Annotated in this window: 28 protein-coding genes; 14 read left to right on the top strand and 14 right to left on the bottom strand. The window is 28.6% G+C overall.

The window, feature by feature from the left end; all coding sequences use genetic code 11:
• Positions 1-5 precede the first annotated feature (5 nt).
• From WG950_RS01455 to WG950_RS01440, 4 genes are read right to left on the bottom strand one after another with little or no spacing between them, the layout of a single operon-like run.
• Positions 6-1,160: a peptidylprolyl isomerase gene (locus WG950_RS01455; protein WP_340933671.1), complete on the bottom strand. Its 1,155-nt coding sequence runs from the start codon at positions 1,158-1,160 to the stop codon at positions 6-8.
• 4 nt (positions 1,161-1,164) lie between these two features.
• Positions 1,165-1,893, bottom strand: a complete 729-nt coding sequence (locus WG950_RS01450) for an FKBP-type peptidyl-prolyl cis-trans isomerase (RefSeq protein ID WP_079736698.1) — start codon at positions 1,891-1,893, stop codon at positions 1,165-1,167.
• Between the two features lie 9 nt (positions 1,894-1,902).
• A complete protein-coding gene (gldI, locus tag WG950_RS01445) occupies positions 1,903-2,433 on the bottom strand; it encodes a gliding motility-associated peptidyl-prolyl isomerase GldI (protein WP_340933669.1) in 531 nt (176 codons plus the stop codon).
• Positions 2,423-3,451, bottom strand: coding sequence for a DHH family phosphoesterase (locus tag WG950_RS01440; protein ID WP_340933668.1), 1,029 nt, complete (start codon positions 3,449-3,451; stop codon positions 2,423-2,425). The genes gldI and WG950_RS01440 overlap by 11 nt, the downstream gene beginning before the upstream one ends.
• A gap of 80 nt (positions 3,452-3,531) precedes the next feature.
• Here WG950_RS01440 and WG950_RS01435 point away from each other — a divergent pair, with 80 nt between their 5' ends.
• Both WG950_RS01435 and WG950_RS01430 read left to right on the top strand, forming a co-directional pair.
• On the top strand, positions 3,532-4,563 hold the full coding sequence (locus WG950_RS01435) for an alkaline phosphatase D family protein (RefSeq protein WP_340933666.1): 1,032 nt from the start codon (positions 3,532-3,534) through the stop codon (positions 4,561-4,563).
• A gap of 50 nt (positions 4,564-4,613) precedes the next feature.
• Positions 4,614-5,033 (top strand): nucleoside-diphosphate kinase, encoded by a 420-nt coding sequence (locus WG950_RS01430; protein WP_077809436.1) that lies wholly within the window; start codon positions 4,614-4,616, stop codon positions 5,031-5,033.
• Positions 5,034-5,105: 72 nt separating this feature from the next.
• Here the strand turns inward: WG950_RS01430 and WG950_RS01425 are convergent, their stop codons facing one another.
• Entirely contained in the window at positions 5,106-5,402 is a 297-nt protein-coding gene (locus tag WG950_RS01425; protein ID WP_077809437.1) for a DUF721 domain-containing protein, read from the bottom strand.
• The gene (gene recF / locus WG950_RS01420) at positions 5,402-6,481 is read right to left on the bottom strand and encodes a DNA replication/repair protein RecF (RefSeq protein ID WP_340933664.1); all 1,080 of its coding nucleotides are present in this window, start codon (positions 6,479-6,481) and stop codon (positions 5,402-5,404) included. Before recF ends, WG950_RS01425 begins: the two co-directional genes overlap by 1 nt.
• 114 nt (positions 6,482-6,595) lie before the next feature.
• Here recF and WG950_RS01415 point away from each other — a divergent pair, with 114 nt between their 5' ends.
• The 8 genes from WG950_RS01415 to WG950_RS01380 all read left to right on the top strand — a co-directional run bounded on the left by WG950_RS01415 (position 6,596) and on the right by WG950_RS01380 (position 13,965).
• Positions 6,596-7,363: a tetratricopeptide repeat protein gene (locus WG950_RS01415; protein WP_340933662.1), complete on the top strand. Its 768-nt coding sequence runs from the start codon at positions 6,596-6,598 to the stop codon at positions 7,361-7,363.
• Between the two features lie 76 nt (positions 7,364-7,439).
• Positions 7,440-7,946, top strand: coding sequence for a 6,7-dimethyl-8-ribityllumazine synthase (ribH, locus tag WG950_RS01410; protein ID WP_340933660.1), 507 nt, complete (start codon positions 7,440-7,442; stop codon positions 7,944-7,946).
• A 120-nt stretch (positions 7,947-8,066) separates the two neighbouring features.
• Positions 8,067-8,342, top strand: coding sequence for a riboflavin synthase subunit beta (locus tag WG950_RS01405; RefSeq protein WP_077809441.1), 276 nt, complete (start codon positions 8,067-8,069; stop codon positions 8,340-8,342).
• Entirely contained in the window at positions 8,342-10,156 is a 1,815-nt protein-coding gene (mutL, locus tag WG950_RS01400; protein ID WP_077809442.1) for a DNA mismatch repair endonuclease MutL, read from the top strand. Before WG950_RS01405 ends, mutL begins: the two co-directional genes overlap by 1 nt.
• A gap of 2 nt (positions 10,157-10,158) precedes the next feature.
• Entirely contained in the window at positions 10,159-10,890 is a 732-nt protein-coding gene (locus WG950_RS01395; RefSeq protein WP_340933658.1) for a rhomboid family intramembrane serine protease, read from the top strand.
• Entirely contained in the window at positions 10,890-11,744 is an 855-nt protein-coding gene (locus WG950_RS01390; protein WP_340933656.1) for a rhomboid family intramembrane serine protease, read from the top strand. Before WG950_RS01395 ends, WG950_RS01390 begins: the two co-directional genes overlap by 1 nt.
• 1 nt (position 11,745) lies before the next feature.
• Entirely contained in the window at positions 11,746-12,762 is a 1,017-nt protein-coding gene (locus WG950_RS01385; protein ID WP_340933655.1) for an endonuclease/exonuclease/phosphatase family protein, read from the top strand.
• Positions 12,763-12,804: 42 nt separating this feature from the next.
• Positions 12,805-13,965 (top strand): NAD(P)/FAD-dependent oxidoreductase, encoded by a 1,161-nt coding sequence (locus tag WG950_RS01380; protein WP_340933653.1) that lies wholly within the window; start codon positions 12,805-12,807, stop codon positions 13,963-13,965.
• Here WG950_RS01380 and WG950_RS01375 read toward each other — a convergent pair.
• Positions 13,962-14,279 carry an antibiotic biosynthesis monooxygenase family protein gene (locus WG950_RS01375; protein ID WP_340933651.1) on the bottom strand — a complete coding sequence of 106 codons (318 nt, stop codon included), beginning with the start codon at positions 14,277-14,279 and terminating at the stop codon, positions 13,962-13,964. The genes WG950_RS01380 and WG950_RS01375 overlap by 4 nt on opposite strands.
• Before the next feature lie 193 nt (positions 14,280-14,472).
• Between WG950_RS01375 and mtaB the strand changes: the two genes are divergently transcribed.
• The 3 genes from mtaB (at position 14,473) to WG950_RS01360 (ending at position 17,476) form a co-directional block, all read left to right on the top strand.
• On the top strand, positions 14,473-15,795 hold the full coding sequence (gene mtaB / locus WG950_RS01370; RefSeq protein WP_340933649.1) for a tRNA (N(6)-L-threonylcarbamoyladenosine(37)-C(2))-methylthiotransferase MtaB: 1,323 nt from the start codon (positions 14,473-14,475) through the stop codon (positions 15,793-15,795).
• Positions 15,796-15,873: 78 nt separating this feature from the next.
• On the top strand, positions 15,874-16,533 hold the full coding sequence (locus tag WG950_RS01365; protein ID WP_340933647.1) for an alpha/beta hydrolase: 660 nt from the start codon (positions 15,874-15,876) through the stop codon (positions 16,531-16,533).
• Between the two features lie 40 nt (positions 16,534-16,573).
• Positions 16,574-17,476, top strand: coding sequence for a lytic transglycosylase domain-containing protein (locus WG950_RS01360; protein ID WP_340933644.1), 903 nt, complete (start codon positions 16,574-16,576; stop codon positions 17,474-17,476).
• A 9-nt stretch (positions 17,477-17,485) separates the two neighbouring features.
• Here WG950_RS01360 and WG950_RS01355 read toward each other — a convergent pair whose 3' ends face one another.
• The 7 genes from WG950_RS01355 to WG950_RS01325 form a co-directional block, all read right to left on the bottom strand.
• Complete coding sequence (locus WG950_RS01355) at positions 17,486-17,683, bottom strand: YwbE family protein (RefSeq protein ID WP_340933642.1); 198 nt, start codon at positions 17,681-17,683, stop codon at positions 17,486-17,488.
• A gap of 86 nt (positions 17,684-17,769) precedes the next feature.
• A complete protein-coding gene (locus WG950_RS01350) occupies positions 17,770-17,961 on the bottom strand; it encodes a cold-shock protein (RefSeq protein ID WP_077809452.1) in 192 nt (63 codons plus the stop codon).
• Positions 17,962-18,077: 116 nt separating this feature from the next.
• Positions 18,078-19,019 carry an NAD(P)H-dependent flavin oxidoreductase gene (locus tag WG950_RS01345; protein ID WP_340933638.1) on the bottom strand — a complete coding sequence of 314 codons (942 nt, stop codon included), beginning with the start codon at positions 19,017-19,019 and terminating at the stop codon, positions 18,078-18,080.
• Entirely contained in the window at positions 19,016-19,825 is an 810-nt protein-coding gene (locus WG950_RS01340; RefSeq protein WP_340933635.1) for a hypothetical protein, read from the bottom strand. Before WG950_RS01340 ends, WG950_RS01345 begins: the two co-directional genes overlap by 4 nt.
• Positions 19,825-21,492, bottom strand: coding sequence for a S8 family serine peptidase (locus WG950_RS01335; RefSeq protein WP_340933632.1), 1,668 nt, complete (start codon positions 21,490-21,492; stop codon positions 19,825-19,827). The genes WG950_RS01340 and WG950_RS01335 overlap by 1 nt, the downstream gene beginning before the upstream one ends.
• 44 nt (positions 21,493-21,536) lie before the next feature.
• On the bottom strand, positions 21,537-22,724 hold the full coding sequence (gene mnmA, locus WG950_RS01330; RefSeq protein WP_340933630.1) for a tRNA 2-thiouridine(34) synthase MnmA: 1,188 nt from the start codon (positions 22,722-22,724) through the stop codon (positions 21,537-21,539).
• 88 nt (positions 22,725-22,812) lie between these two features.
• Complete coding sequence (locus WG950_RS01325) at positions 22,813-23,526, bottom strand: toxin-antitoxin system YwqK family antitoxin (protein ID WP_340933628.1); 714 nt, start codon at positions 23,524-23,526, stop codon at positions 22,813-22,815.
• 59 nt (positions 23,527-23,585) lie between these two features.
• Here WG950_RS01325 and WG950_RS01320 point away from each other — a divergent pair, with 59 nt between their 5' ends.
• Positions 23,586-24,158, top strand: coding sequence for an adenylosuccinate lyase (locus tag WG950_RS01320; protein ID WP_340933626.1), 573 nt, complete (start codon positions 23,586-23,588; stop codon positions 24,156-24,158).
• Positions 24,159-24,201 lie beyond the last annotated feature (43 nt).

The following is a 24,201-nucleotide window of genomic DNA, read 5'->3' as shown; positions in this document are numbered from 1 at the left end:
AAAACTTACTTACCAATTTTTAGAACTTCAACCTCAAAAACCAAATCAGATTTTGCAGGAAAAGGCCCAAATTTTATATCACCAAAACCAATAGTATATGGTATAAACAACCTTGCTTTTTCACCTTGTCTCATAGTCAAAATACCTTCTTTTAATCCACTTATCATAGGTCTAGCTTCATCATTTAAATCAAAAACTATAGGATTACCAACATCACTAGAAGATTGCATTCTTGTACCATCTGCAATGTAAAGAGTATAATTTACTGTAACAGATTTATTAGGGTTTACCTTTTTACCGTTCGTTTCTTTTAGTTTTAATATACGTAAACCTGTACCTGTTTTAGTTGCTTTAGATTCTTCCTTTTCAATTAAAAATTCTTTTTTAGCTTTTAAATATTTAGCATATCTCTTTTCTTCTAGAATTTTTTCTTGTTCTAGTTTTTCTTTTTGAGATTTATTAAAATTTTCAACTTCTCTATCAAAAACTTCTGCAGCATTAAAATTCTCTGCAAAATCACCTATTCTGATAATATTTATAGTTTTTATAGTATCGTTTTGAACTATACTATTAACTACTAACATTCTTGTAGAATCTATTGCTTTTACTAATTGTAAAGAATCAGAATGTTTTTGTTGAAGTTTTTTTAATTCAAAAGGGTTCACAACAGTTTTTCCAAAAACACTGTGTTTACCATCTAAATGCGGAATTGGTCTATGTGTTATAAAAAATTGACTATTATTTGTTGTTGGACCTCCATTAGCCATAGAAAGCACACCTTGATCGTCGTGCTTATACAAAACATCTCCATTTTGATCTCTCGGAAATTCGTCACCAAAAAGATATCCTGCACTTTTTCTACCATCTGGTGTAAATCCGCCACCTTGAATTACAAAATTAGGCACAACTCTATGAAAAACAATACCTTCATAAAAGTTTTTACCTTTTAAAGAATCGGCTAATCTGCTATTTGTACCCTCAACTAAAGCAACAAAATTCGCTACAGTTTTGGGTACATTTTCTGCATGTAATTCTAATAAAATATTTCCTTTATTGGTTTCTATTTCTGCATACAAACCGTTGTCTAAATCTTTATACTTTTGAGTATTACAAGATGTTAGAACAATTAATAATAAAGAAATTATGAAAAAATTTTTCATTCTATTATTTTAAAACTTCTAATAATTCGATTTCGAAAATTAATGTAGAAAAAGGCTTGATGTTTTCTCCTCTTTGCTGTACACCATATGCTAATTCTTGTGGAATAAAGAATTTATACTTTGCTCCTTCTTTCATTAACTGCACACCTTCTGTCCATCCTTTAATTACTTGATTTAAACCAAATTCTGCTGGTGTACCTCTATCTACAGAACTATCAAAAACTTTACCATCTAAGTTAGTACCATGATAATGAACTTTTACTCTAGAGTTTGGTCCTGCTGGTTTTTCTCCTTTACCTTCTTTTAAAACGATGTATTGAATACCACTTTCTGTAGTTTTTACACCTTCCTTATTTTTATTTTCTGCTAAAAATTCTTCTCCTGCTTTTTTGTTTTCTCCAAACTTAGCCATTGCTTCTTTTTCTGCTTTTGCTTGCATTTCTTTCATTTGAGCTTCTTGCTTCTTCTGAAAGTATGAACTTAAGACTTTTTGAATATCTTTATTCTCAATTAATAAATTTGTAGAGTCTAAACCATTTCTAATACCTTGTGCTAATAAATCTTTATCTACTTCACTAAAATTAGATTTTAATTGACCAGACATACTTAAACCAACTGCATAACTAACAGAGTCTAATTCTGTTTCTAAAGAACTAACTTCTTTTACTTGGTTACCACAAGAAAACATAGATACTGTAATTGCTACTGCTGCTAAATTTTTTACAATTTTCATTTTTATAAATTATTTAATGTTTATTAATTTTACGTTACTTTTAATTGTTTTGTTCATTTCTATTTTGTTGCCATCTCCAGTAATACCAAAAGCATTATAAGACGGAATAACAAATGTAATTGTTTCTCCTATTTTCATCAACTTTATTCCTTTTTGAATTCCAGAAATAAAATCTTCTTTATCTACTCGGTAAGTTTTTACACCTAATTCTTCTTTAGAATAAATTATTGAGTCGTTCAAATCTCTAATATCGTATTCTATCTCTACAACATCACCTGTTTTTGGTGAAATGGTATCTGTTAAATTTTTATTTTTATATGTGTACCAAAATCCGTTTGATGAATTTTGATAAACCTTAAGAGAATCTTTTCTAATAAAATCTAAAATCTTTTCATCTTCATATTTCGCCATTTTTTTAGCGGTTTCTATATTATCTTGAAAGATTGTTGTGCTTGCCTTCGGATTAATAGGTCTTCTTGGTTGTGGTTTAGAACAACCTAAAATCAATAAAAAAATAATAAAATAGAAATTAGTCTTCATAAGAGGTTTTTAATTCAGTTTTATATTTTGGTAATAGCGCTTTAAATTCTTCTATAATTTCTTCAATAGAACCAGAAAACCTTCCTCCTGCTGCATTATCATGTCCGCCACCATCAAAATGATTTCTAGCAAATTTGTTTACAGAGAATTTCCCTTTGGATCTAAACGAAATTTTAATAATATTTTGCTCTTTATCTTCAATAAAAATTGCTGCAAAAATTATTCCTTTTAAAGACAAAGCATAATTTACAACACCTTCTGTGTCTCCTTTCTGAAAATCAAATTTTTTCTTTTCGTCTTCGGTTAACGTAATAAAAGCGGTTTTAAACTCTGTTAATATTTGTAAATTTGTTAGTGCTTGTCCTAATAATAATAATCTTCCGTAAGAATTAGAATCGTAAACGTTGTTATGTATTTTATCGTTTTTGGCTCCTTTGTCAATAAGATTTGCAATAATTCTGTGAGTAGTACTTGTTGTAGATCTAAATCTAAAAGAACCTGTATCTGTCATGATACCAGTATACAAACAAGTAGCAATATCTTTATCAATTAAATCTAAATCATTGTTCATTTCTATAAATTGATACACCATTTGACATGTAGAACAAATTGTAACATCAGAATACATATATTTTACATCGTCTGGTTGCTGATGATGATCTATCATTGCAAAATCATTAGGATACTTTTCTAATGTATTCTGCATGTCGTTACCAACTCTGTGTAAAGCATTAAAATCTAATAAAAATATAATTTCTGATGCTTCTATAGCTTTTTTAGATTGAGAGTTTTGCCAATCGAAACGATACGTGTTTTTAGAACCAGGTAGCCAATGTAAAAAATCTGGATACTCATTTGGTACAACAACTGTTGGTTTATGACCTTTTTTTTCTAAATAATGTAATAAGCCTAAAGTAGAACCCATTGCGTCTCCGTCTGGGTTTCTATGACCAATAATTACAATATTTCTTGGTTCTGATAAAAACGTTTTTAACTCTTCAAATCCTTTTAAAATCATATGTGGCGAATATACAATTTAATAACATTGTTCAAAATAAAAATTAATTTACATTTGTTTAAAACTCAAACCTATTTAAAGTGAAATTAATTATTAAATATTATTATTTTATCTGTGCTTTATTTATTTTTTCATGTACATCAACTGGCACAATCATCGAAAATGAAACAAACGATTTTACAATTGCTTTTGGTTCTTGTAACAAACAATATGTAGAAAATGTACTTTGGAAAGAAATTAAAAAAAACAAACCTAATTTATGGATTTGGGGCGGAGATAATATTTATGCAGACACTCATAATTTAGCAAAGCTTAAAGAAGATTATGCAACTCAAAAAAATCAAAAAGGGTATTTAGATTTAGTTAAAAATATTCCCGTTATGGCTACTTGGGATGATCATGATTACGGAGTTAATGATAGTGGTGTAGAATCGCCAAATAAAATAGAAGCTCAAAAAGCTTTTTTAGATTTTTTTAATGTAGATACTAATGATTCTCGCAGAAATCGAAAAGGAATTTATCATACTGAAACTTTTAAGACAGCAAAAGGTGCAATAAAAGTATTTACTTTAGATACACGATATTTTAGAACTGCCTTAACAGACGACAACGATACTAAAAAAAGATACAAGCCAAATACATATGGCAAAGGCACAGTTTTAGGCGATCAACAATGGGATTGGTTAACTAAAGAACTAAAAAACTCTAATGCAGAATTCAATATTATTGTTAGCAGTATACAAGTATTATCTCAAGAACATGGTTACGAAACTTGGGGTAATTTTCCGCATGAAGTAGACAAATTAAAGCAAATAATAAAAGATAGTAAAGCAAAGGGTGTTTTATTACTTTCTGGCGACAGACACATTTCTGAGTTTTCTAAAACAGAAGTAAAAGATTTAAACTATCCTTTAATCGATTTTACTTCTAGTGGATTAACACATTCTTACAAAAATTTTAGTGGTGAAGAAAATAAAAATAGAGTTCTAAATGTTATATCAGAAATAAGTTATGGTTTGTTAAAATTTGATTTTGACACTCATAAAATTACAATGGAAATGCGTGGTAAAAACAATAAATTGTTACAAGAACTTTATCAAATCTATCCATAACTTGCTATTAATATTAAAAAGTGTACTTTTGCAAAAATTTAAAAATTACAATGGCAACAAATAGAACATTTACAATGCTTAAACCAGATGCTGTAGAAAACGGTCACACTGGTGCTATCTTAGACAAAATTAACGCTGCAGGCTTTAGAATAGTAGCTTTAAAGAAAACTCAAATGACTAAAGCAGACGCAGAAACTTTTTATGCTGTGCATAACGAGCGTCCGTTTTTTGGTGAGTTAGTAGAATTTATGACTCGCGGACCAATTGTAGCTGCAATTTTAGAAAAAGAAAATGCAGTAGAAGACTTTAGAACTTTAATTGGTGCAACAAACCCAGCAGATGCTGCAGAAGGTACAATTAGAAAATTATATGCAACTTCTATGGGAGAAAATGCTGTACATGGTTCTGATTCTGATGAAAATGCAGAAATTGAAGGAAACTTTCACTTTTCTGGAAGAGAGCAATTTTAATAAGAATTTTTAGAAATTCTTAGTCTAAAAATATATTTAGAAAACTCGTAACTTAATTGTTACGAGTTTTTTTTATACCAACATTACTTTAGAGATTACATCTTCACCAATCTCTTCATTTAACATTTTAGCAATTTTATCTTTACCATAACTCAACTCTTCTCTCAAAACAGAAGAAGTCAATTGTACAACAAGCGTTTTATTTTGTAGTTTAACAGATGTTGTATGATTTGCAACTCCTGGTCCCATCATTTTGGTCCAAGATTCTTCAATTTTAATCTTTTGCATTCCTTTTGTCAAATTGTTTTCTTTGATAAAAAGTTGCATTAAATCTTCAATAGAAAAAGAATCATTTTCTCTTTTAGACATTATAATTTAAATATTTGATAAGGTTTATTACTTTGTTTTACGATGTTTTCTGTTCTTTCAGAATGTGTATCTGTTATAAAAATTTGTCCAAATTCATCATTATTAACTAAATTGATAATTTGCAACACTCTACTTTCATCTAATTTATCAAAAATATCATCTAGCAATAAAATAGGTGTTACGCTAGCTTGTTGCTTTATAAACTCTAACTGCGCAAATTTTAAAGCGATTAAATAGGACTTTTGTTGCCCTTGTGAGCCAAATTTTTTAATAGGATAATTTCCTATCTCGAAACTTAAATCGTCTTTATGTATACCAGATGTAGTATACTGTATTATTTTATCTTTATCTAAAGATTTCTGAAATAGTTCTTTTAAAGAAAAATCGTGTAACTGACTTTTATAAACCAAGTTTACATGTTCTTTATCATCAGAAATTATTTGATATTTCTCATTAAAAATAGGAATAAATTTCTCTAAAAAAGCTTTTCTAACCTCATAAATTCTTGTACCGTATTCACATAATTGCTCATCATATACATTTAAATTTAGTGCATCAAAAGTTCTATTAGCGGCAAAATACTTTAACAAGGCGTTTCTTTGACTCAGTATTTTATTATATGCAATTAGGTCTTTCAAATAACTTTTATTTTGCTGCGAAATAACACCATCTATAAATTTTCTTCTTGTATCACTACCTTCTGTTACTAAATCTCTATCAGCAGGTGAAATTATTACTAAAGGTAATTGCCCAATATGATCAGAAAACTTGTCGTAATTTTTACCATTTCTCTTTAAAACCTTCTTTTGACCTTTTTTTAAACTACATACAATCTTTTCATTTCTGTCGTTTAAATTGTAATCGCCTTCGATCATAAAAAAAGATTCTCCGTGTCTAATATTCTGTGTTGCGACAGAATTAAAGTAACTTTTTGCAAAAGACAAATAATAAATAGCATCTAAAACATTTGTTTTACCAACACCATTATTACCAACAAAACAATTTATTTTTTGCTGAAAATCAAAAGATTGCGATTCGATATTTTTAAAATTAACTAAAGAAAGTTTTTGTAAATACATGAATAAGTTTTGTTCTTTAAAAAGAATTGCAAATTATTGAAAATTTTGCGAAATATGTGCTTTTAAAATCCAATTAAAAAAACTATTTTTGTCGCCACTAATTTTAAACTAAGCATGGCTACATACAAGAAAAAATATAAACCAGAAGGTAAAAAAGAGCAACAACAATTTGATGATTCTGAATTTGAAACAGCTGGAGTTTTAAACACTTTAGACGAAACTGCTTCTAAATCTGAACAATGGATAAAAAAAAATAGCAAGCCGTTATTTTACTCTTTAATTGCAGTAGTTGTTTTATTTTTAGCTTACCTAGGTTATAATAATTACATTTCTGAACCAAACGAATTAGAAGCTTCTAACGAATTGGCTTTTCCTAGAAAATACTACGACATGGCTTCTACAGCTGGTTCTGGTATCGATTCTTTATTAAATTTAGGTTTAGAAGGTGCAGATGGTAAATATGGTTTCTTAGACATCGCTGATAATTATAGCGGAACAAACGCTGGAAATTTAGCTAATTACTATGCAGGTGTTTCTTATTTAGAAATGAAGCAGTATGATAAAGCAATAAATCATTTAGAAAAATTTGATTCTGATGATGAAATGTTAGGTCCTATTACTCTAGGTGCAGTTGGTGATGCTTTTGCAGATATTAACCAACCAGAACAAGCTTTAGAATACTACGAAAAAGCAGCAAATAAAAAAGACAACGAATTTACAACTCCTTTATTTTTATATAAAGCAGGTATAACTGCTATGGAATTAAAAGAGTTTGATAAAGCAACTTCTTTATTTACAAAAATAAAAGACAATTATCCAACATCAGATCAAGGTCTTAATGTTGATAAATTTATTAATGCTGCAAAATACTCTGAACAATAGTTCGAAGTAATAACAGTAACAATTTGCAGTAAGTAGTTTTATAAATACTGCATACTTAAACTGAATACTGACTTAAATGGCAACAACAAACTTATCTTATTACGATAAAGCTACAATCCCAAATGCGAAATCTTTTCGATTTGGGATTGTTGTTTCTGAATGGAATCCAGAAATCACAAAAAACCTACAACAAGGTGCAATAGAAACTTTTTTAGACTGTGGTACTTCTAAAGAAAATATAATTTCTTGGGATGTTCCAGGAAGTTTCGAATTGGTTTACGGTTGTAAAAAAATGATTGAATCTGAACAAGTAGATGCAATTATTGCAATTGGTAATGTTATACAAGGCGAAACAAAACACTTCGATTTTGTATGTGAAGGTGTTACACAAGGTATTGTAGACTTAAACATTAAATACGATGTGCCTGTAATTTTTTGTGTATTAACAGACAATACAAAGCAACAATCTATCGATAGATCTGGTGGTAAACTAGGTAATAAAGGTATAGAATGTGCTGTTGCTGCAATAAAAATGGCTGCTATAAAAAATATAGACAAAAAAAGCGAAAGCATAGGTTTTTAAGAATTGTTTTAACATCATTTTTAGTAAGTTTCCTTTAATTTAATTAAATTTGGAATCCATTTTCAATTGGTATGAAAATTGATTTACTCTAAAATCTATTCATCAATTATTACTAAAATTATGGGATTTCTAAAAAGAACAAATAAAAAATTTGATTATCAACCTCGCTATTATAAAGGAGAAGGAAACCCTTTTAAAATAGAGCACAAATTAGATCAGTTTAGAACAACTGCCGGAAAAAATAAAAATCTTAAAGGTAAGTTTCATGATGCTATTGGAGATTTAAAAAATTCTGATAAGAAAACAAATAGAACTTTAATTATTATAATTTCTATTTTAGTTTTAATCTTTCTTTACATAATAGACTTCGACTTATCTATATTTATAAATAATTAATGTCTGATATTATTCAACTTTTACCAGATCATGTAGCAAATCAAATTGCTGCAGGAGAAGTGGTACAACGTCCTGCATCTGTAGTTAAAGAATTACTAGAAAATGCAATAGACGCTGGTGCAACAAATATTAAATTACTAATTAAAGATGCAGGAAAAACTTTAATACAAGTAATTGATGACGGTAAAGGCATGAGTACTACCGATGCAAGAATGAGTTTTGAGCGTCATGCAACTTCAAAAATTCAGAAAGCAGAAGATTTATTTAATTTAAATACCAAAGGTTTTAGAGGTGAAGCTTTGGCTTCTATTGCTGCTATTGCTCATGTAGAATTAAAAACAAAACCTAAAGGAGAAGAATTAGGTACTTGTATTAAAATAGAAGGAAGTAAAATAATTTCTCAAGATTTTATTTCTACCGGTGAAGGAACAAGTTTAGCTGTTAAAAATCTATTTTATAATATTCCTGCTAGAAGAAATTTTTTAAAATCTGATACTGTAGAAACACGTCATATTATAGACGAGTTTCAACGAGTTGCTTTGGCACATTCTAGCATTTCTTTTTTGTTACATCATAATAACAATGAGGTGTATCATCTTAAAAGCGGAAATTTACGACAAAGAATAGTAGCTGTTTTTGGTACTAAAATGAATGAAAAATTAGTTCCGATAGATGAAAAAACAGATATTGTTGCTATTGAAGGTTTTGTAGCAAAGCCAGAATTTTCTAAAAGAAAAAGGGGCGAACAATTCTTTTTTGTAAATAACAGATTTATTAAAAGTTCTTATTTAAATCATGCAGTAGTTAGTGCTTTTGACGGTTTATTAGAACAAGGTTCGCATCCCTCCTATTTTTTGTATTTACAAGTTCCTGCAAATACAATAGATATTAACATTCATCCTACTAAGACAGAAATTAAGTTTGATAATGAGAAGGCGCTTTATGCTATGCTAAGAGCAACTGTTAAACATAGTTTAGGCCAATACAATGTAGCACCTGTTTTAGATTTTAATAGAGATGCAAATTTAGATACACCTTACAATTTTAAATCTAGCACTAAAACCGCTGCAGTACCAACTATATCGGTTAATCCAGATTTTAATCCTTTTAAAGAAGAACAAAATACACAACCAAACTTTAATTACAAAAGAGAAAAACAAACAGAAAGTTGGGAATCTTTATATACTAACATAGAGAGCACAGAAACTAATAAAACAGAAAGCTTATTTGAACAAGTTGAAGAAGAAAAGACTCAAAAGACTTTTCAAATACAGCGTAAATATGTAATGAGTTTGATTAAATCTGGTGTTGTTTTAATCAATCAATCGTTAGCACATCAAAGAGTGTTATACGAACAATTTTTAGAAAGTATTACCGTTAAAGAAGCAAACAGTCAGCAATTGCTATTTCCTGTTAAAATTTCATTTTCATCAGCAGAAATAGAAATGATATATACTATAAAATCAGAATTAGAAAATGCTGGTTTTTCTTTTGATGAATTTACAAAAGATAGTGTTACAATTAAAGGTATACCGGTTTCGGTAACAGAAAGTAAAATAACAATTATTTTAGAAGAATTGTTAAATGATATGAATTTAGAAGTACCAGATGCTAGTTTTAGTCATTTTGATGTAATGGCAAAATCTTTTGCCAAAACTCTATCTATAAAAACAGGTACTCTTCTTTCAGAAAAAGAACAAGAAAGTCTTGTAAACAACTTATTTTCTTGTAAAGAACCTACTATTTCTCCGTTTGGAAAAGCTACTTTTAAAACACTAACTTTAAACCAAATAGATAATTTATTTAATAGTTAATTATGAATAAAATTACAGACGGAATTAAACATCTAATTATAATAAATGTTATTTTATTTATAGCTCCTCAGTTTTTAAAATTAGATCTTACTAATGTTTTAGCATTGCACTTCCCAAAAAATAGTCATTTCGGATTTTGGCAATATTTAACTCATATGTTTATGCATGCAAGCTTTCCGCATATTTTATTTAATATGTACGGTTTGTGGGCTTTTGGTACACCGTTAGAGCAAATGTGGGGCAAAAAGAAATTTTTATTCTTTTATTTTTCTGCTGGTTTAGGCGCTGGTTTAATTTATACTCTTGTAAACTATTATCAATTTAACGGAATTTATGATTTATTTATAAATGCTGGTTTAAATAATGCAGATGTAATTTCTATTTTAGAAAAAGGTTCTACTGCTGGTTTTAATGTAAACGCAGCGATAACACAAGCTCAGTTTGATAAAATTTATTCTTTATACCACATGCCTGCAGTTGGTGCTTCTGGTGCTGTTTACGGTGTTTTAGTTGCTTTTGGATTGTATTTTAAAGATGCAAAATTGGCCTTATTATTCTTTCCGGTTCCAATTGCTGCTAAATACTTTATTCCGTTAATGATTTTAGGAGATTTATTTTTCGGAATGACCAACTATTCTGTTGGTAGTGTTGCTCATTTTGCACACATTGGTGGTGCTTTAATAGGTTTTATAATTGCTTACTATTGGAAAAAAAATCAATTTAAAATTTCATAATGAGTTTTATAGACAATTTAAAATACAAGTATAAATCTGGTAATATTATAGAAAAACTAATCTATATAAATGTAGGTGTTTTTTTAGTAACACTTATTCTTAAGGTCTTTTCTGGTTTATATAAAAGTAATCAGAATTTTGTTTTCGAGTGGTTTTCTTTAGACGATAAATTAAACATCTTTATATCAAGACCTTGGTCTATTATTTCGTACGGATTCTTGCACGCAGATTTTATTCACCTGTTGTTTAATATGATAACGCTATATTTTATAGGCAATCTTTTTATTCAATATTTTACTCAAAAACAAGCGCTAACATTTTATATTTTAGGAACCTTATTTGGCGGATTATTTTTTATGTTAAGTCAAAATTATTTTCCTTTATTTGATGGTGAATCTTCTAGATTGGTTGGTGCATCTGCCGGAGTATCAGCAATATTTATAGGTATTGTTACCTACATGCCAAATTATCAAATAAAAATACCTTTGTTAGGCTTTTTAAAATTATGGCACTTAGCAGTAATTTGGTTAGCTTTTGACTTTATCGGGTTAATTGGTGCTAATGCGGGTGGTAGTTTTTCTCATTTAGGTGGTAGTTTATTGGGCTTTTTGTATGTGAGACAAGCAAGTAATAAAAAAATCAACTTTTCTGAAATATTTTCTTCGCTATTTAAAAAGAAAGAAAAGAAATTAAAAACTGTTTATAATTCTAAGAGAGCTAAAAAAACGAAGCCAAAAACCAATAGTCTTAACCAAGAACAAGTTGATCAAATTTTAGATAAAATTAGTAAATCTGGTTACGACACGTTAACGAAACAAGAAAAAGAGTTTTTATTTAAACAAGGGAAAAAATAATATGAAAAACTTATCTTTTATAGACAAAGTTCTTTATTTATTGAACTCTCTTGCTGCAACACTACTGTTACTTTCTTACTTGTTGCCATTTATATCGCCAAGTGTTGTTCCGGTGTTTGCTATTTTAAGTTTATTTGTACCCTTTTTACTGATTATCAATCTTTTCTTTGTTATTTATTGGTTGTTAAAACTTAAACGTCAGTTTTTAATATCAATAATAGTTTTAATTGTTGGATGGCTTTTCACACCTCCTTTTTACAAAATTTCAAGTAATAATTCATCTTTAAATTCCGATTTAAAAGTGATGAGTTATAACGTAAAAGCTTTCGATTTATTTACAAAATCAAAAGACAGTAGCAACTTTTCTAATGGTTTTGATTTTATTTCTGATAAAAATCCAGACATTTTAGTTATTCAAGAATATTATAAATCAAAGAAAAATAAATTATCTTTTCCCTATAAATACATCAAACTTAGGTCAAAAAAGAGTCAATATGGATTGGCAATTTATTCTAAATATAAAATTGTAAATTCAGGTTCGCTAGATTTAGATAGTAAAGGAAATAATATAATTTTTGCAGATATACTTAAGAATAAAGACACCATAAGAATTTATAACGTTCATTTCGAATCTCTAAGAATAAAGCCTAACGAAGAAAATTTTGGTGAAGAAAATTCAGAAAAATTAATAAAACGAGTTTCAAATTCATTTAAAAAACAAGCAGAACAAACCAATATTTTTTTAGCGCATGAGAAATTATGGACTGGTAAAAAAATTATAAGCGGAGATTTTAACAATACTTCTTACTCTTGGTTATATCATCAAATATCAGATAACAAAAAAGATGCTTTTATAGAAGCTGGTAAAGGTTTTGGTAAGTCTTTTTCTTATTGGTTTCCGTTAAGAATAGATTTTATTTTAACCGATAAAGATGCTATAGTTAATCAATTTTTAACTTTAGAAAACAAAAACTCAGACCACTTCCCTATTCTATCAAAAATTAATTGGAAAGATTAAGTAAATTAGCTAAAATTAACAAAAGAGATTCACCCAATAGCTATGATAAAAACTGATGTCTGTATTATTGGTGCTGGCCCATCGGGTGCAAGCACATCTTTGACTTTATCAAAGATGAAAATACCACATTATATCATAGATAAATCTACTTTTCCTAGAAATAAAACTTGTGGCGATGGATTGATTTTATATGCTTACAAAGCTTTACGCTTAATAGATGAAGGTTTGTTTGATAAATTTTTAAATCACCCTAAATTTATACATAGTAAAAATATTAAACTACATGTAAATAATAATGTAGATATCAACTTTAAAGAAAGTAAAGATCGGAACATGGTAATAACTTATGCTAAAAGATTCGATTTTGATGACTTTTTAGTTAAGAATATTTCTGATAAGTATGCTTCTTTTGATTTTGGTAATGGAGTTAAAAATATAACTGAACTTAAAGACGGTGTGCTCATCAAGCTAAAAGACGGTAAAGAAGTTTTAAGTAAAATTGTTATTGGTGCAGATGGTGTTAACTCTATTGTAAGTAGAAAACTAGCCGGAAATAAACTTCAAAAAAACTTAACATCTACATTTGTAAACGGTTATTTTAAAAACGTAACCAACTTATCTAAAACTAACGAAGCTGAAATAAGGATCATCTATAAAAAAATTCCATTATTTTTCTATATTTTTCCTCTTTCTGATGGATCTGTAAATATAAGTTTAGGCGGAAATGCAAAATTGATATTAAAACATAATATTAATTTAATCGAGCAAGTAGAATCAATAATTAAAAACCATCCTAAAGTAGCGTATAAATTTACAAATGCTATTAAAATTGATTCTTGGCGAGGATGGAGTATTCCTTATAATTTTGGTAAAAATAAAGTATACGGAAATAGATTTATGTTGGTTGGTGATGCTGCTGGCTTAACAAATCCTTTTTACAAAGAAGGTGTAGGTACAGGAATGATGTCTGGTATCATTTGTGCAAAATCTATTGAGGCTAGTCTAAAAAACAATGACTATAGTGAAGATTTTTTATCAACTTACTCTAAAAACTTAAAAAGTGAATTTGGTAGGTTATTAAAGTTTAGCCGTTTAATGCTTAAAGCTACAGAATTTAAATTTTTGTTTGGTTCAATAACTTATTTACTAAAAAATAGAATTCAAACAAAAGCAACAAAAATTATCAAAAGAAAAAGTTATTAGCTCTCAAAACCATATTCTCTTTCTACTTTACAAATACGTAAACGATATTTCTTGTACCATTTTTTTCTCCCTAATTCTCTAGCTTCTGTATGTTCTACATTGTTTTTCCAAGCAATTATAGCCTCTAAAGAACTCCAATAAGAAATAGTAATACCAATACTTTTTCTAGCAGATTCGATACCTAAATAACCAGGTTGTTTTTTTGCCAACAGCTCCATTTTATCAGCCATTTCTTCATAACCTTTTATATTATCGGTTAAAATTGTTGAAAAAACTACAGCATAATATGGTGTTTTCAAATTATCAATTATCATTATAACATATTTTTAAACTCCAAAAATATAATTTAGAGATTAAAAAACGATTAATTAAGTTAAAAAATAAAATGTAATATCAAGTTAATGAATAGTTTATAATTTTACTATTTAACCATTTATTAATATGTAATCGATCCATTTTAAAAATCATCAATAAAATCGTACTTTTGCATTTGCAAAAATCATAAAAATGGTCGCAGAAAAAAAGGTAGCTTTTTATACTTTAGGTTGTAAACTTAACTTCTCTGAAACATCTACTATTGCTAGAAATTTTGTTAATGAAGGTTTTAAACGTGTAGAGTTTGAAGAGAAAGCAGATGTATATGTAATAAATACATGCTCTGTTACAGACAATGCAGATAAACGTTTTAAATCTATTGTAAAAAATGCTTTAAAGAAAAATGATGATGCATTTTTAATAGCTGTTGGTTGTTACGCGCAACTTAAACCAGAAGAATTAGCTGCAGTAGATGGTGTAGATTTAGTTCTTGGTGCAACAGAAAAATTTAATGTTACTTCTTACATAAATGATTTAACTAAAAACAATGTTGGTGAAGTACATTCTTGTGAAATTTCTGATGCCGATTTTTATGTTGGTTCTTATTCTATTGGAGACAGAACAAGAGCATTTTTAAAAGTTCAAGATGGTTGCGATTATAAGTGTACATATTGTACAATACCTCTAGCTAGAGGAATCTCTAGAAGTGATACTTTAGAAAACGTAATTTCTAACGCCAAAGAAATTTCTTCTAAAGGTATTAAAGAAATTGTATTAACTGGGGTAAATATTGGTGATTATGGTAAAGGTGAGTTTGGTAATAAAAAACACGAACATACCTTTTTAGAACTTGTTAAAGAACTAGATAAAGTAGATGGAATTCATCGTTTAAGAATCTCATCTATAGAACCAAATCTATTAAAAGATGAAACTATAGACTTTGTTTCTAAATCTTCTTCTTTTGTACCTCATTTTCATATTCCTTTACAATCTGGTAGCGATGTTTTATTAAATAAAATGAAACGTAGATACTTAACAAATACTTATACAAATAGGGTTACTCGTATTAAAGAAGTTATGCCAAATGCTTGTATTGGTGTTGATGTTATTGTTGGTTTTCCTGGTGAAACAGACGAATTATTTTTAGAAACATATAATTATTTAAACGAAATGGATATTTCGTACTTACATGTTTTTACCTATTCTGAAAGACCTAATACAGAAGCTGTTGAATTTGAAGGCGTAGTTCCTAAAAAAGTAAGAGCAAAAAGAAGTAAAATGCTTAGAGGTTTATCTGCAAAAAAACGTAGAGCTTTTTACGAAAGTCAATTAGGTAATACTTTAACTGTTTTGTTCGAAAGTGAAAATAAAGAAGGATATATACATGGTTTTACAGAAAATTACGTAAAAGTAAAAACTCCATGGAATCCTGCATTGGTAAATACACTTCATAAAGTAGTCTTAACTGAAATAGACGAAGATGGTTCTGTGAGATTAAATTTTACAAATCTTTAAGATTAAATTAACATTAAGAAAAAGTAAATTTGGCATTTGTTTTGATGCTCTAATGTCGACAAAATACATATAATTTAAATGAATAAAACCCCTATATATTTTATGCCCGGTTTAGCTGCGGGTCCAGAAATTTTTGAAAATTTAGAATTAGATCCAGAAAAGTATACTTTTCATTATTTAAAATGGATCAAACCACTGGCTTTAGAAGAAGATATAGATAATTATGCATGCAGGTTAAGTGATGAAATTAAAGAAAAAAATCCTGTTTTAGTTGGTGTTTCTTTCGGCGGAATTATGGTACAAGAAATTGCCAAATTTGTAAATCCTAAGAAAGTAATTATTATTTCTAGTGTTAAAAATCAAGGCGAATTGCCTAAAAAATTTAAACTGGCAAAATTTACAAAGGTTTACAAGTTTTTTCCTACAGTAATTGTAGAGAATTTTGAAGATTATGCAAGGTATTTTCTTGGTAAATCTTTAAAGAAAAAAGCAGACTTATATAAGAAATATCTTTCTGTTAGAAGTAAGAAATACCTTAAATGGTCTATTTACAATGTTCTTAAATGGGAACAAATTAGTCCTTTAGAAGATATTGTACATATTCACGGAACGAAAGACACCGTATTTCCTATTAAAAATGTAAAAAACGCTATAGAAATCAAAGGCGGAACACATATCATGATATTAACCAAAGCAAAAAAAATATCTAAGATTATTGATGACGTTTTAACTTTTTAAACTAAAGTGTTTTCCATACATTTATGGTAAAATTGATATTATGAAATCTTTACAACGCATATTTTCTTTACTAAGTGTAACTCTTATAACCATCGTTTTTTTTAACGGTGTACATAAATCTGATACAGATCCGGAAACACTTACACATAGAACTTACAAAATTAAATCTCTTAAATTACCTGAAGGATTAAACCTTGCAGGAGAAAGAGTTCCTTTAGAAATTAATGATGTAAGAGAGAGAATGGAACGCGAATTACTTGTAAATACCTATTGGCAATCAAATGGATTATTGCTTATAAAGAGAGCCAATAAATATTTCCCAATAATAGAACCATTATTAAAAAAATATAATTTACCTGATGATTTTAAGTTTTTAGCTTTAGCCGAAAGTGGTTTTACAGATGAAACTTCTTCTGTTGGTGCTGCGGGTATGTGGCATTTTATGAGAGCAACAGGTAAAGAATACGGATTAGAAATTAATAAAAACGTAGACGAACGTTATAATATTGAAAAATCTACAAAAGTTGCAGCCGAATACTTAAAGAAATCTAAAAACAAATTAGGTTCTTGGACGTTAGCTGCTGCTGCATATAACGCTGGTAATTATGGTGTTTCTAAAAGATTAGAAACGCAACAAGTAAGTAGTTATTACGATGCTTTACTTCCTGATGAAACAGAGCGTTACATATTTAGGATAATTGCTTTAAAAGAAATAATTTCGAATCCAAAGAAATATGGATTTGTTTTCGAAGATTCTGATCTTTATACTCTTGAAAAAACAAGAACAGTTAAGGTTGATACTGTAATTACCAACTTGACTAACTTTGCTAAAAACTACGGAATGAATTATAAAGAATTAAAAATTCACAATCCTTGGTTAAGAGAAAACAAATTAAATAATAAAAGTAGAAAGCTTTATGAAATTAAAGTTTTAGACAAATAGAAGAAAATCTTAATCCAGTATATTCTTAACTCTACCAACCAAACCAGATTCTAATTGTACCTTTATTCCGTAAGGATGGTTTTTAGATTTGGTTAATATTTTCTGTACAACACCTTTTGTTAATTCACCCGAAGATTGATGATGTTTTTGTACAATTTCTACAAAAATACCCAATTGTACATTTTTTCTTTGTCTACCATCTTTCATATTAATTTTTTAATGACTAAAATAAAAAAAGCCTATCAATAATTGATAGGCTTTTAGATAAAAATTTAACTAGTAATAATATATAATTATATAACTCTTACGTTTACTGCGTTTAATCCTTTTCTTCCATCTTGTAAGTCAAACTCAACTTCATCGTTTTCACGAATTTCGTCAACTAAACCTGACACATGTACAAAATGTTCTTTGTTTGTTCCTTCTTCAGTGATGAATCCGAATCCTTTAGATTCATTGAAAAATTTTACGGTACCTTTATTCATTATAATAATATTAAATATGTTGCTTGTTTAATTACTAACAACGTTTATTGAGTTACAAAGATAATGCCAATAAAATTAAATAACCAAGTTTATTTACTTTTATTTTAGAAAATAACTTAAATACTGGCAATTAATGCTTTAACAGTATTAAATTCAGCTACAATTTCATCTAAAACTTCTTTAGCTGGTTTAATTTTATGTATTAATCCGGCTACTTGCCCTATTTCTAATTCGCCATTATCTAAATCACCTTCAAACATTCCTTTTTTTGCACGTGCTCTACCTAAAAGATCTTTAATTTCCTCTAAAGTTGGATTTTGTTGATATAATTCTTGTATTTGATTGTAAAAATTATTTTTCACCAATCTAACTGGTGCCAATTCTTTTAATGTTAATTGTGTATCACCATCTTTAACATCAATAATAGTTTTCTTAAAATTAGAATGTGCAGAAGATTCTTCTGTAGCCGCAAACCTACTACCAATTTGCACTGCATCTGCACCTAAAACCATTGCTGCAAGCATTCCTCTACCCGTTCCAACTCCTCCTGCTGCAATAACCGGAATTTTCAATTGCTCTTTAACCATTGGTATTAGCGTAAAAGTTGTAGTTTCTTCTCGACCATTATGTCCACCGGCTTCAAAACCTTCACAAACTACCGCATCAACACCTGCTGCTTCAGATTTTAATGCAAACTTTACAGAACTAACAACATGTACAACAGTAATACCTTTTTCCTTTAGAAAAGAAGTATAAGTTTTAGGGTTACCTGCAGAAGTAAAAACTATTTTAACACCTTCTTCAACAATAATTTCTATTATTTTTTCAATATCAGGATATAACATTGGTACATTAACACCAAAGGGTTTTGAAGTTGCTTTTTTACATTTCTGTATATGTTCTCTTAGAACTTCTGGATACATCGAACCTGCACCAATTAGTCCTAATCCACCTGCATTAGATACTGCTGCTGCTAATTTATAACCAGACACCCAAATCATTCCTCCTTGAATTACTGGATATTTTATTTTAAATAATTCTGTTATTTTATTTGTCATAATTTAAAATTTATCTTTTGGACTATACTTGCTTCAACCAATCTATTTCTATCAATTGCTGGAGACCATCCTTTTATCGATTCAAAAAATGTAATGACTTCCTTCTGAAGTTTCAATGGTAAATCTCCATCTAGTGTTACATCAACTATATCGCCTAGTGTGTTAATTTTAAAATAAACATTTACAGTTCCATTAATTTTGTAAGTTAACTTATCTTTTAATTCTCTTAACTTTTTTTTGAAAGCTTTTTCACCTCCTTTAAACTCAGCTTTTTGTCTACAAACAACATCTTCTTTATTAACAACATTACCTTTAATATCATAATAAATTTCACGAGTTAAAGTATCATTTTTAAAAATCGCTTTACCAGCTATTTTAGAATTGAAATGATAAACTTTAAAAAGACCTTCTTTTTTATTATTGAAATATCTTCCTTCGAGACTTAAATTACCATTATCAAACCATTGCTTATGCATTCCATGTATTTCACCTTTATGATTAAAATACATTAATCCAACAGTTTTACCATTACTGTTTATAGTTAAAGCTTGACCAATTTTAATCTTTTTATTCTTGGATTTATAGTGCACATAATGGAATATCTTTCCATTTTTCTTATATCTTCTACCTAGCCAAAGAGAATCAGTAACTTTTGTTAAAATTTCAAAAAAGTATGCTTTAGATTTCTTTTCAACTACATTAAATTTGTTATCGTAAAAAGTAACAATCGAATCTTTTTGAGCATTCGACTTTGCATAACATAGAATAAATAATAATAGTAATAATTTTTTAATGTACTTGATCATTATTTTTTAATAAATTTAAGTGATTTTAAAGAAGTCCCATTTTTAATTTTCAATAAATAAACACCTGACTTTAAAGATGAAACATCTATATTTTTTTTATTTTCAAAGGTTAAAATCTTTTTACCAAGAATTGTATAAACTGAAACTTTAGTTTCATTTAAATGAAGATTATCAATAGTAATATTAAGCTCATTTAAAACCGGATTTGGATAAACTTCTATATCATTTATTGAATAATTTTCTGTGGATAAGCTTACTAAAAAACTATTGTAAGCAGTTTCAAAATTAGGAATACCGTAACCATGCTGATCTGTTGGATTATTAAATTTATCAGCAGATTCTATTATAGACTGTTTTAACTTTTGAATTCGATTGTTTAATTGTTTTGCTTGATCTTTTTTATTTAACGTTTTAAAAATTATATTTCCTGTATCATTTAAACAAGCTATTAAACCTGCCATTATTGGAGCAGAAAAAGAAGTACCACTAGCGCTTGAAACAGAATTATCTGTATGATTAATAATAGCCGAAGCAGTACCCTGCGCTAAAATTTCTGGTTTAATTCTTCCATCAGAAGTTGGTCCAAAAGAACTAAAACTAGATATATTTCCATTACTATCTACAGAACCTACAGTAATTACAGATACAGCATCTGCAGGTGCAGTAATATATTTCCAAGAATCAGTACCAGAATTTCCGGCAGAATTAACAACTAAAATTCCGCGGTTTGCAGCAATTTCTGCTCCTCTAGATATAAATGTAGTTTTTCCATCCATATCATTATAATTATAACTGTAATCTGGATTATCAAAAGTAGAATACCCCAAAGATGTGTTTATTACATCAACACCTAAACTATCTGCTCTTTCTGCTGCCTCTACCCATAATGTTTCTTCTAACGGAACTTCTACAGCGACATTTTCTGTTCTAAATAAGTAGAATGAAGCATCTGGCGCTGAACCAACAAATTCATTTTCTATATAACCACCAATTGTAGAAAGTACATTTGTACCATGATTATGACCCGAATAAAAATTTGTACTTCTTTCTACAAAATCATAACCTCCTAAAATCTTATTATTATCTCTTAATCTTTGAAATGCCTGTAATGTATTTACGTTTGGAAAACCCGTGTCAATAACTGCTATAATTTGGTTTTTTGCGGTTAAATTAATTCCATGTAAAAAATCACCTTTTAACATTTCAATTTGATTTTTAGTACTTCCGTAGGTAAAATCAGTCATAGAATTATTAAATTTATTCTGATGATTTTGTTTGATTTTCTTACCCTTTCTTGCCGCTTGATTTAAAGATTTATTAGCATATTCTATATAATCTATAAAACTTAAATTTTGTTTAGCATTTTCAATATCACTTTGTGTAGCTTGAATATGAACTGCATTTAACCATTTAGAAGCACCTAAAACTGTTATACCATTAGTAGTTTTTAGTGTTTCTAAATATGTGTTTTCTAAAGGAACATCAATTAAACCAACCGCTATATTTAGTTTATTTCTTCTATCTAATGCTCTTTGAGATAACATTAGAAGCGGGTTTTCTAAATATGTTTCTGCACTAGGTTTATCTTTTAAAAACAACCAAGCATCTTCTTGTGCCTTTGCTTGAAAAAAAGTAATTGCAAACAAAAAAAGTAGTAATTTCTTCATGTTTTCGAAATTACTACTTTTTTATGATTTTATAAATTTAAAGCTTACGAAATTACTCCAGACCCGAGCAATTCTTCGTCTAAATACCAAGCAACAAATTGTCCTTCTTGTATTGCAGATTGTTTATTTTCAAATTCTACATACATACCTGTTTCAACTTTATGTAAAGTGGCTTTTTCTAAAGCCTGTCTGTATCTTATTCTAGCTTCGACGTCTAAAGTTTCGCCGGTTTTAAGCGTTAAATCTTCACGAATCCAATGAATTTCTTCATTAGCTACAAACAACACATTTCTGTATAACCCTTGATGATTTTTACCTTCGCCTGTGTAAATAACATTTTCGTTTACATCCGTTTCAATAACATACAAAGCCTCTTTTGTTCCGCCAACATTTAAACCTTTACGCTGTCCTTTTGTAAAATAGTGAGCTCCTTGGTGTTTACCAACAATTTTACCATCGTTTTTATGATAAGAAAACTTAGTAGCATAATATTTTAAAGCTGCTTCTTTATTTTCAAATTCTGGTGTTGGTTTTGTGTATTGTTCAAAATCTGAAGGAATTGTAACAATCTCACCAGTTTTCGGTTGCAATTTTTGCTGTAAAAACTCTGGTAATCTAACTTTACCAATAAAACACAAACCTTGCGAATCTTTCTTTTCTGCAGTAATTAAATCTGCTTCTTTGGCAATTTCTCTAACTTGTGGTTTTGTTAATTCACCTATTGGAAATAAAGCTTTTGTTAATTGCTCTTGCGATAATTGACACAAAAAGTAAGATTGGTCTTTGTTATTATCTTTACCAGCTAATAATTTATAAACAGATTTACCGTTTATAATTTCTTCTCCTTTTCTACAATAATGACCCGTTGCAACATAATCTGCACCTAACTTTAAGGCAATGTCCATAAAGACATCAAACTTAATTTCTCTATTACAAAGTACGTCTGGGTTTGGTGTTCTTCCTTTAGAATATTCATCGAACATATAATCTACAATACGCTCTTTATATTGTTCGCTTAAATCTACTACTTGAAACGGAATACCTAACTTTTCTGCAACAATCATTGCATCATTACTATCTTCTAACCATGGGCACTCATTTGAAATAGTTACAGAATCATCGTGCCAATTTTTCATAAAAAGCCCAATAACTTCGTAACCTTGTTCTTTTAATAAATGTGCAGTAACACTAGAATCTACACCACCAGAAAGACCAACAACTACTCTTTTCATTATCTATTTTTGAGTTTGCAAATGTACGAATTAGAAATGGTTTTTAAAGATTGAAAAAATTGATAGATATATTAATTTATGTTATCTATTAATTGTCTTTTTTTCGTGTAAACGTACTTTTTTTCTTTTTTTCTAAATCTGTAGCAAGTTCTCCGTCTAAATAATATTCCCATTTACCAACTCGAACACCATTTTTATAAGTTCCGGTTTCTTTTAAATTACCATTCAATTCAAAATATTTTGCTAATCCGTTTGGTTTACCTTCTTTATATGTAACTTCTTCAATTAAAACTCCTTTACTAGAATATTTACTAGTTACACCATCTAATAACCCGTTTTTATAAGTAGCAAATTCAGTGACTTGTCCGTTAGGATAATATACCAACTGTTCGCCATCGAGTTTTCCATTTTTATAATTTTCTTCAGACATTAAAGTTCCGTCAGGATAAAAATATTGCCAATTCCCTACTCTTTTTCTATCATTTAAAACGCCTTCAGTTTTAATCTTGCCTTTTAAAGTGTAAAATTGAACAAAAAGAGAATCAGAATCCTCAAAAAAAGTTTTTATTATGACAGGATGCTCAGAAGTTCTAATGTCGTAAAACTTAAAAACACCAACTTCTTTTCCGTTTTTAAACTGGCCAGTGTAACGCACACGTTTATTAGGATAATATTTTTTCCAAACACCAGTTCTTTTCTTATTCGCATCAAACTGATTTATTTTTTGAGCATTGATTCTTTCAGTTGTTAAAAAACAAGAGAAAAAGCATAAAATCAAAAACAGTCTTTTTATATTTATCATTTAAACAAAATTTTTAAAACAAATATACATTAATAGTGCCAAATTCAAATTTACTTCATATGACAGAGCAACTTAATAATATGGCAAATCCTAAAAGAGATAACCGCCAAAGAGTTGCAAATATTGTATTAGATAATCCAGATTTATTTAAAGATTTGATAACTATTACTTTTAATGTTGATGATAAAACATCTATTAAAGCTGCTTGGATTTTAGAATGGATTTGCACACATAATCACATAAACTGGATTTTACCACATTTAGATACTTTTACAACTGAAATTTACAATGTAAAATTTGACAGCGCTACAAGACCTTGTGCTAAAATTTGTGAACATTTGGCTACTGCTAATTATGCAAAAAAAGAAAATGATGTTCAAAAAAAATTAACAAAAAAACATATAGACAACATCGTTGAAACAGGATTTGATTGGTTAATTACACCACAAAAAATTGCGGTTAGAGCTTATACAATGAATACTTTATACTTTTTTGGCTTAGAAAAAGAGTGGATTCATCCTGAATTAAAACATTTAATACAAACAAAAATTATACACGAAAGCAAAGGCTGTAAAGCTCGCGGGAATCACATTTTAGCAATGATAGAAAAACATCAAAAATCGAGTTTATAAATCTGTTAAATTACCTATTTTTGCAATTAACAACATAACTAAA

The organism is Polaribacter marinaquae (genome assembly GCF_038019025.1).
GTDB classification, from domain to species: domain Bacteria; phylum Bacteroidota; class Bacteroidia; order Flavobacteriales; family Flavobacteriaceae; genus Polaribacter; species Polaribacter marinaquae.
The sequence above is the reverse complement of the archived record's forward strand: the minus strand, read 5'-3'. Positions and strand labels throughout refer to the sequence as shown.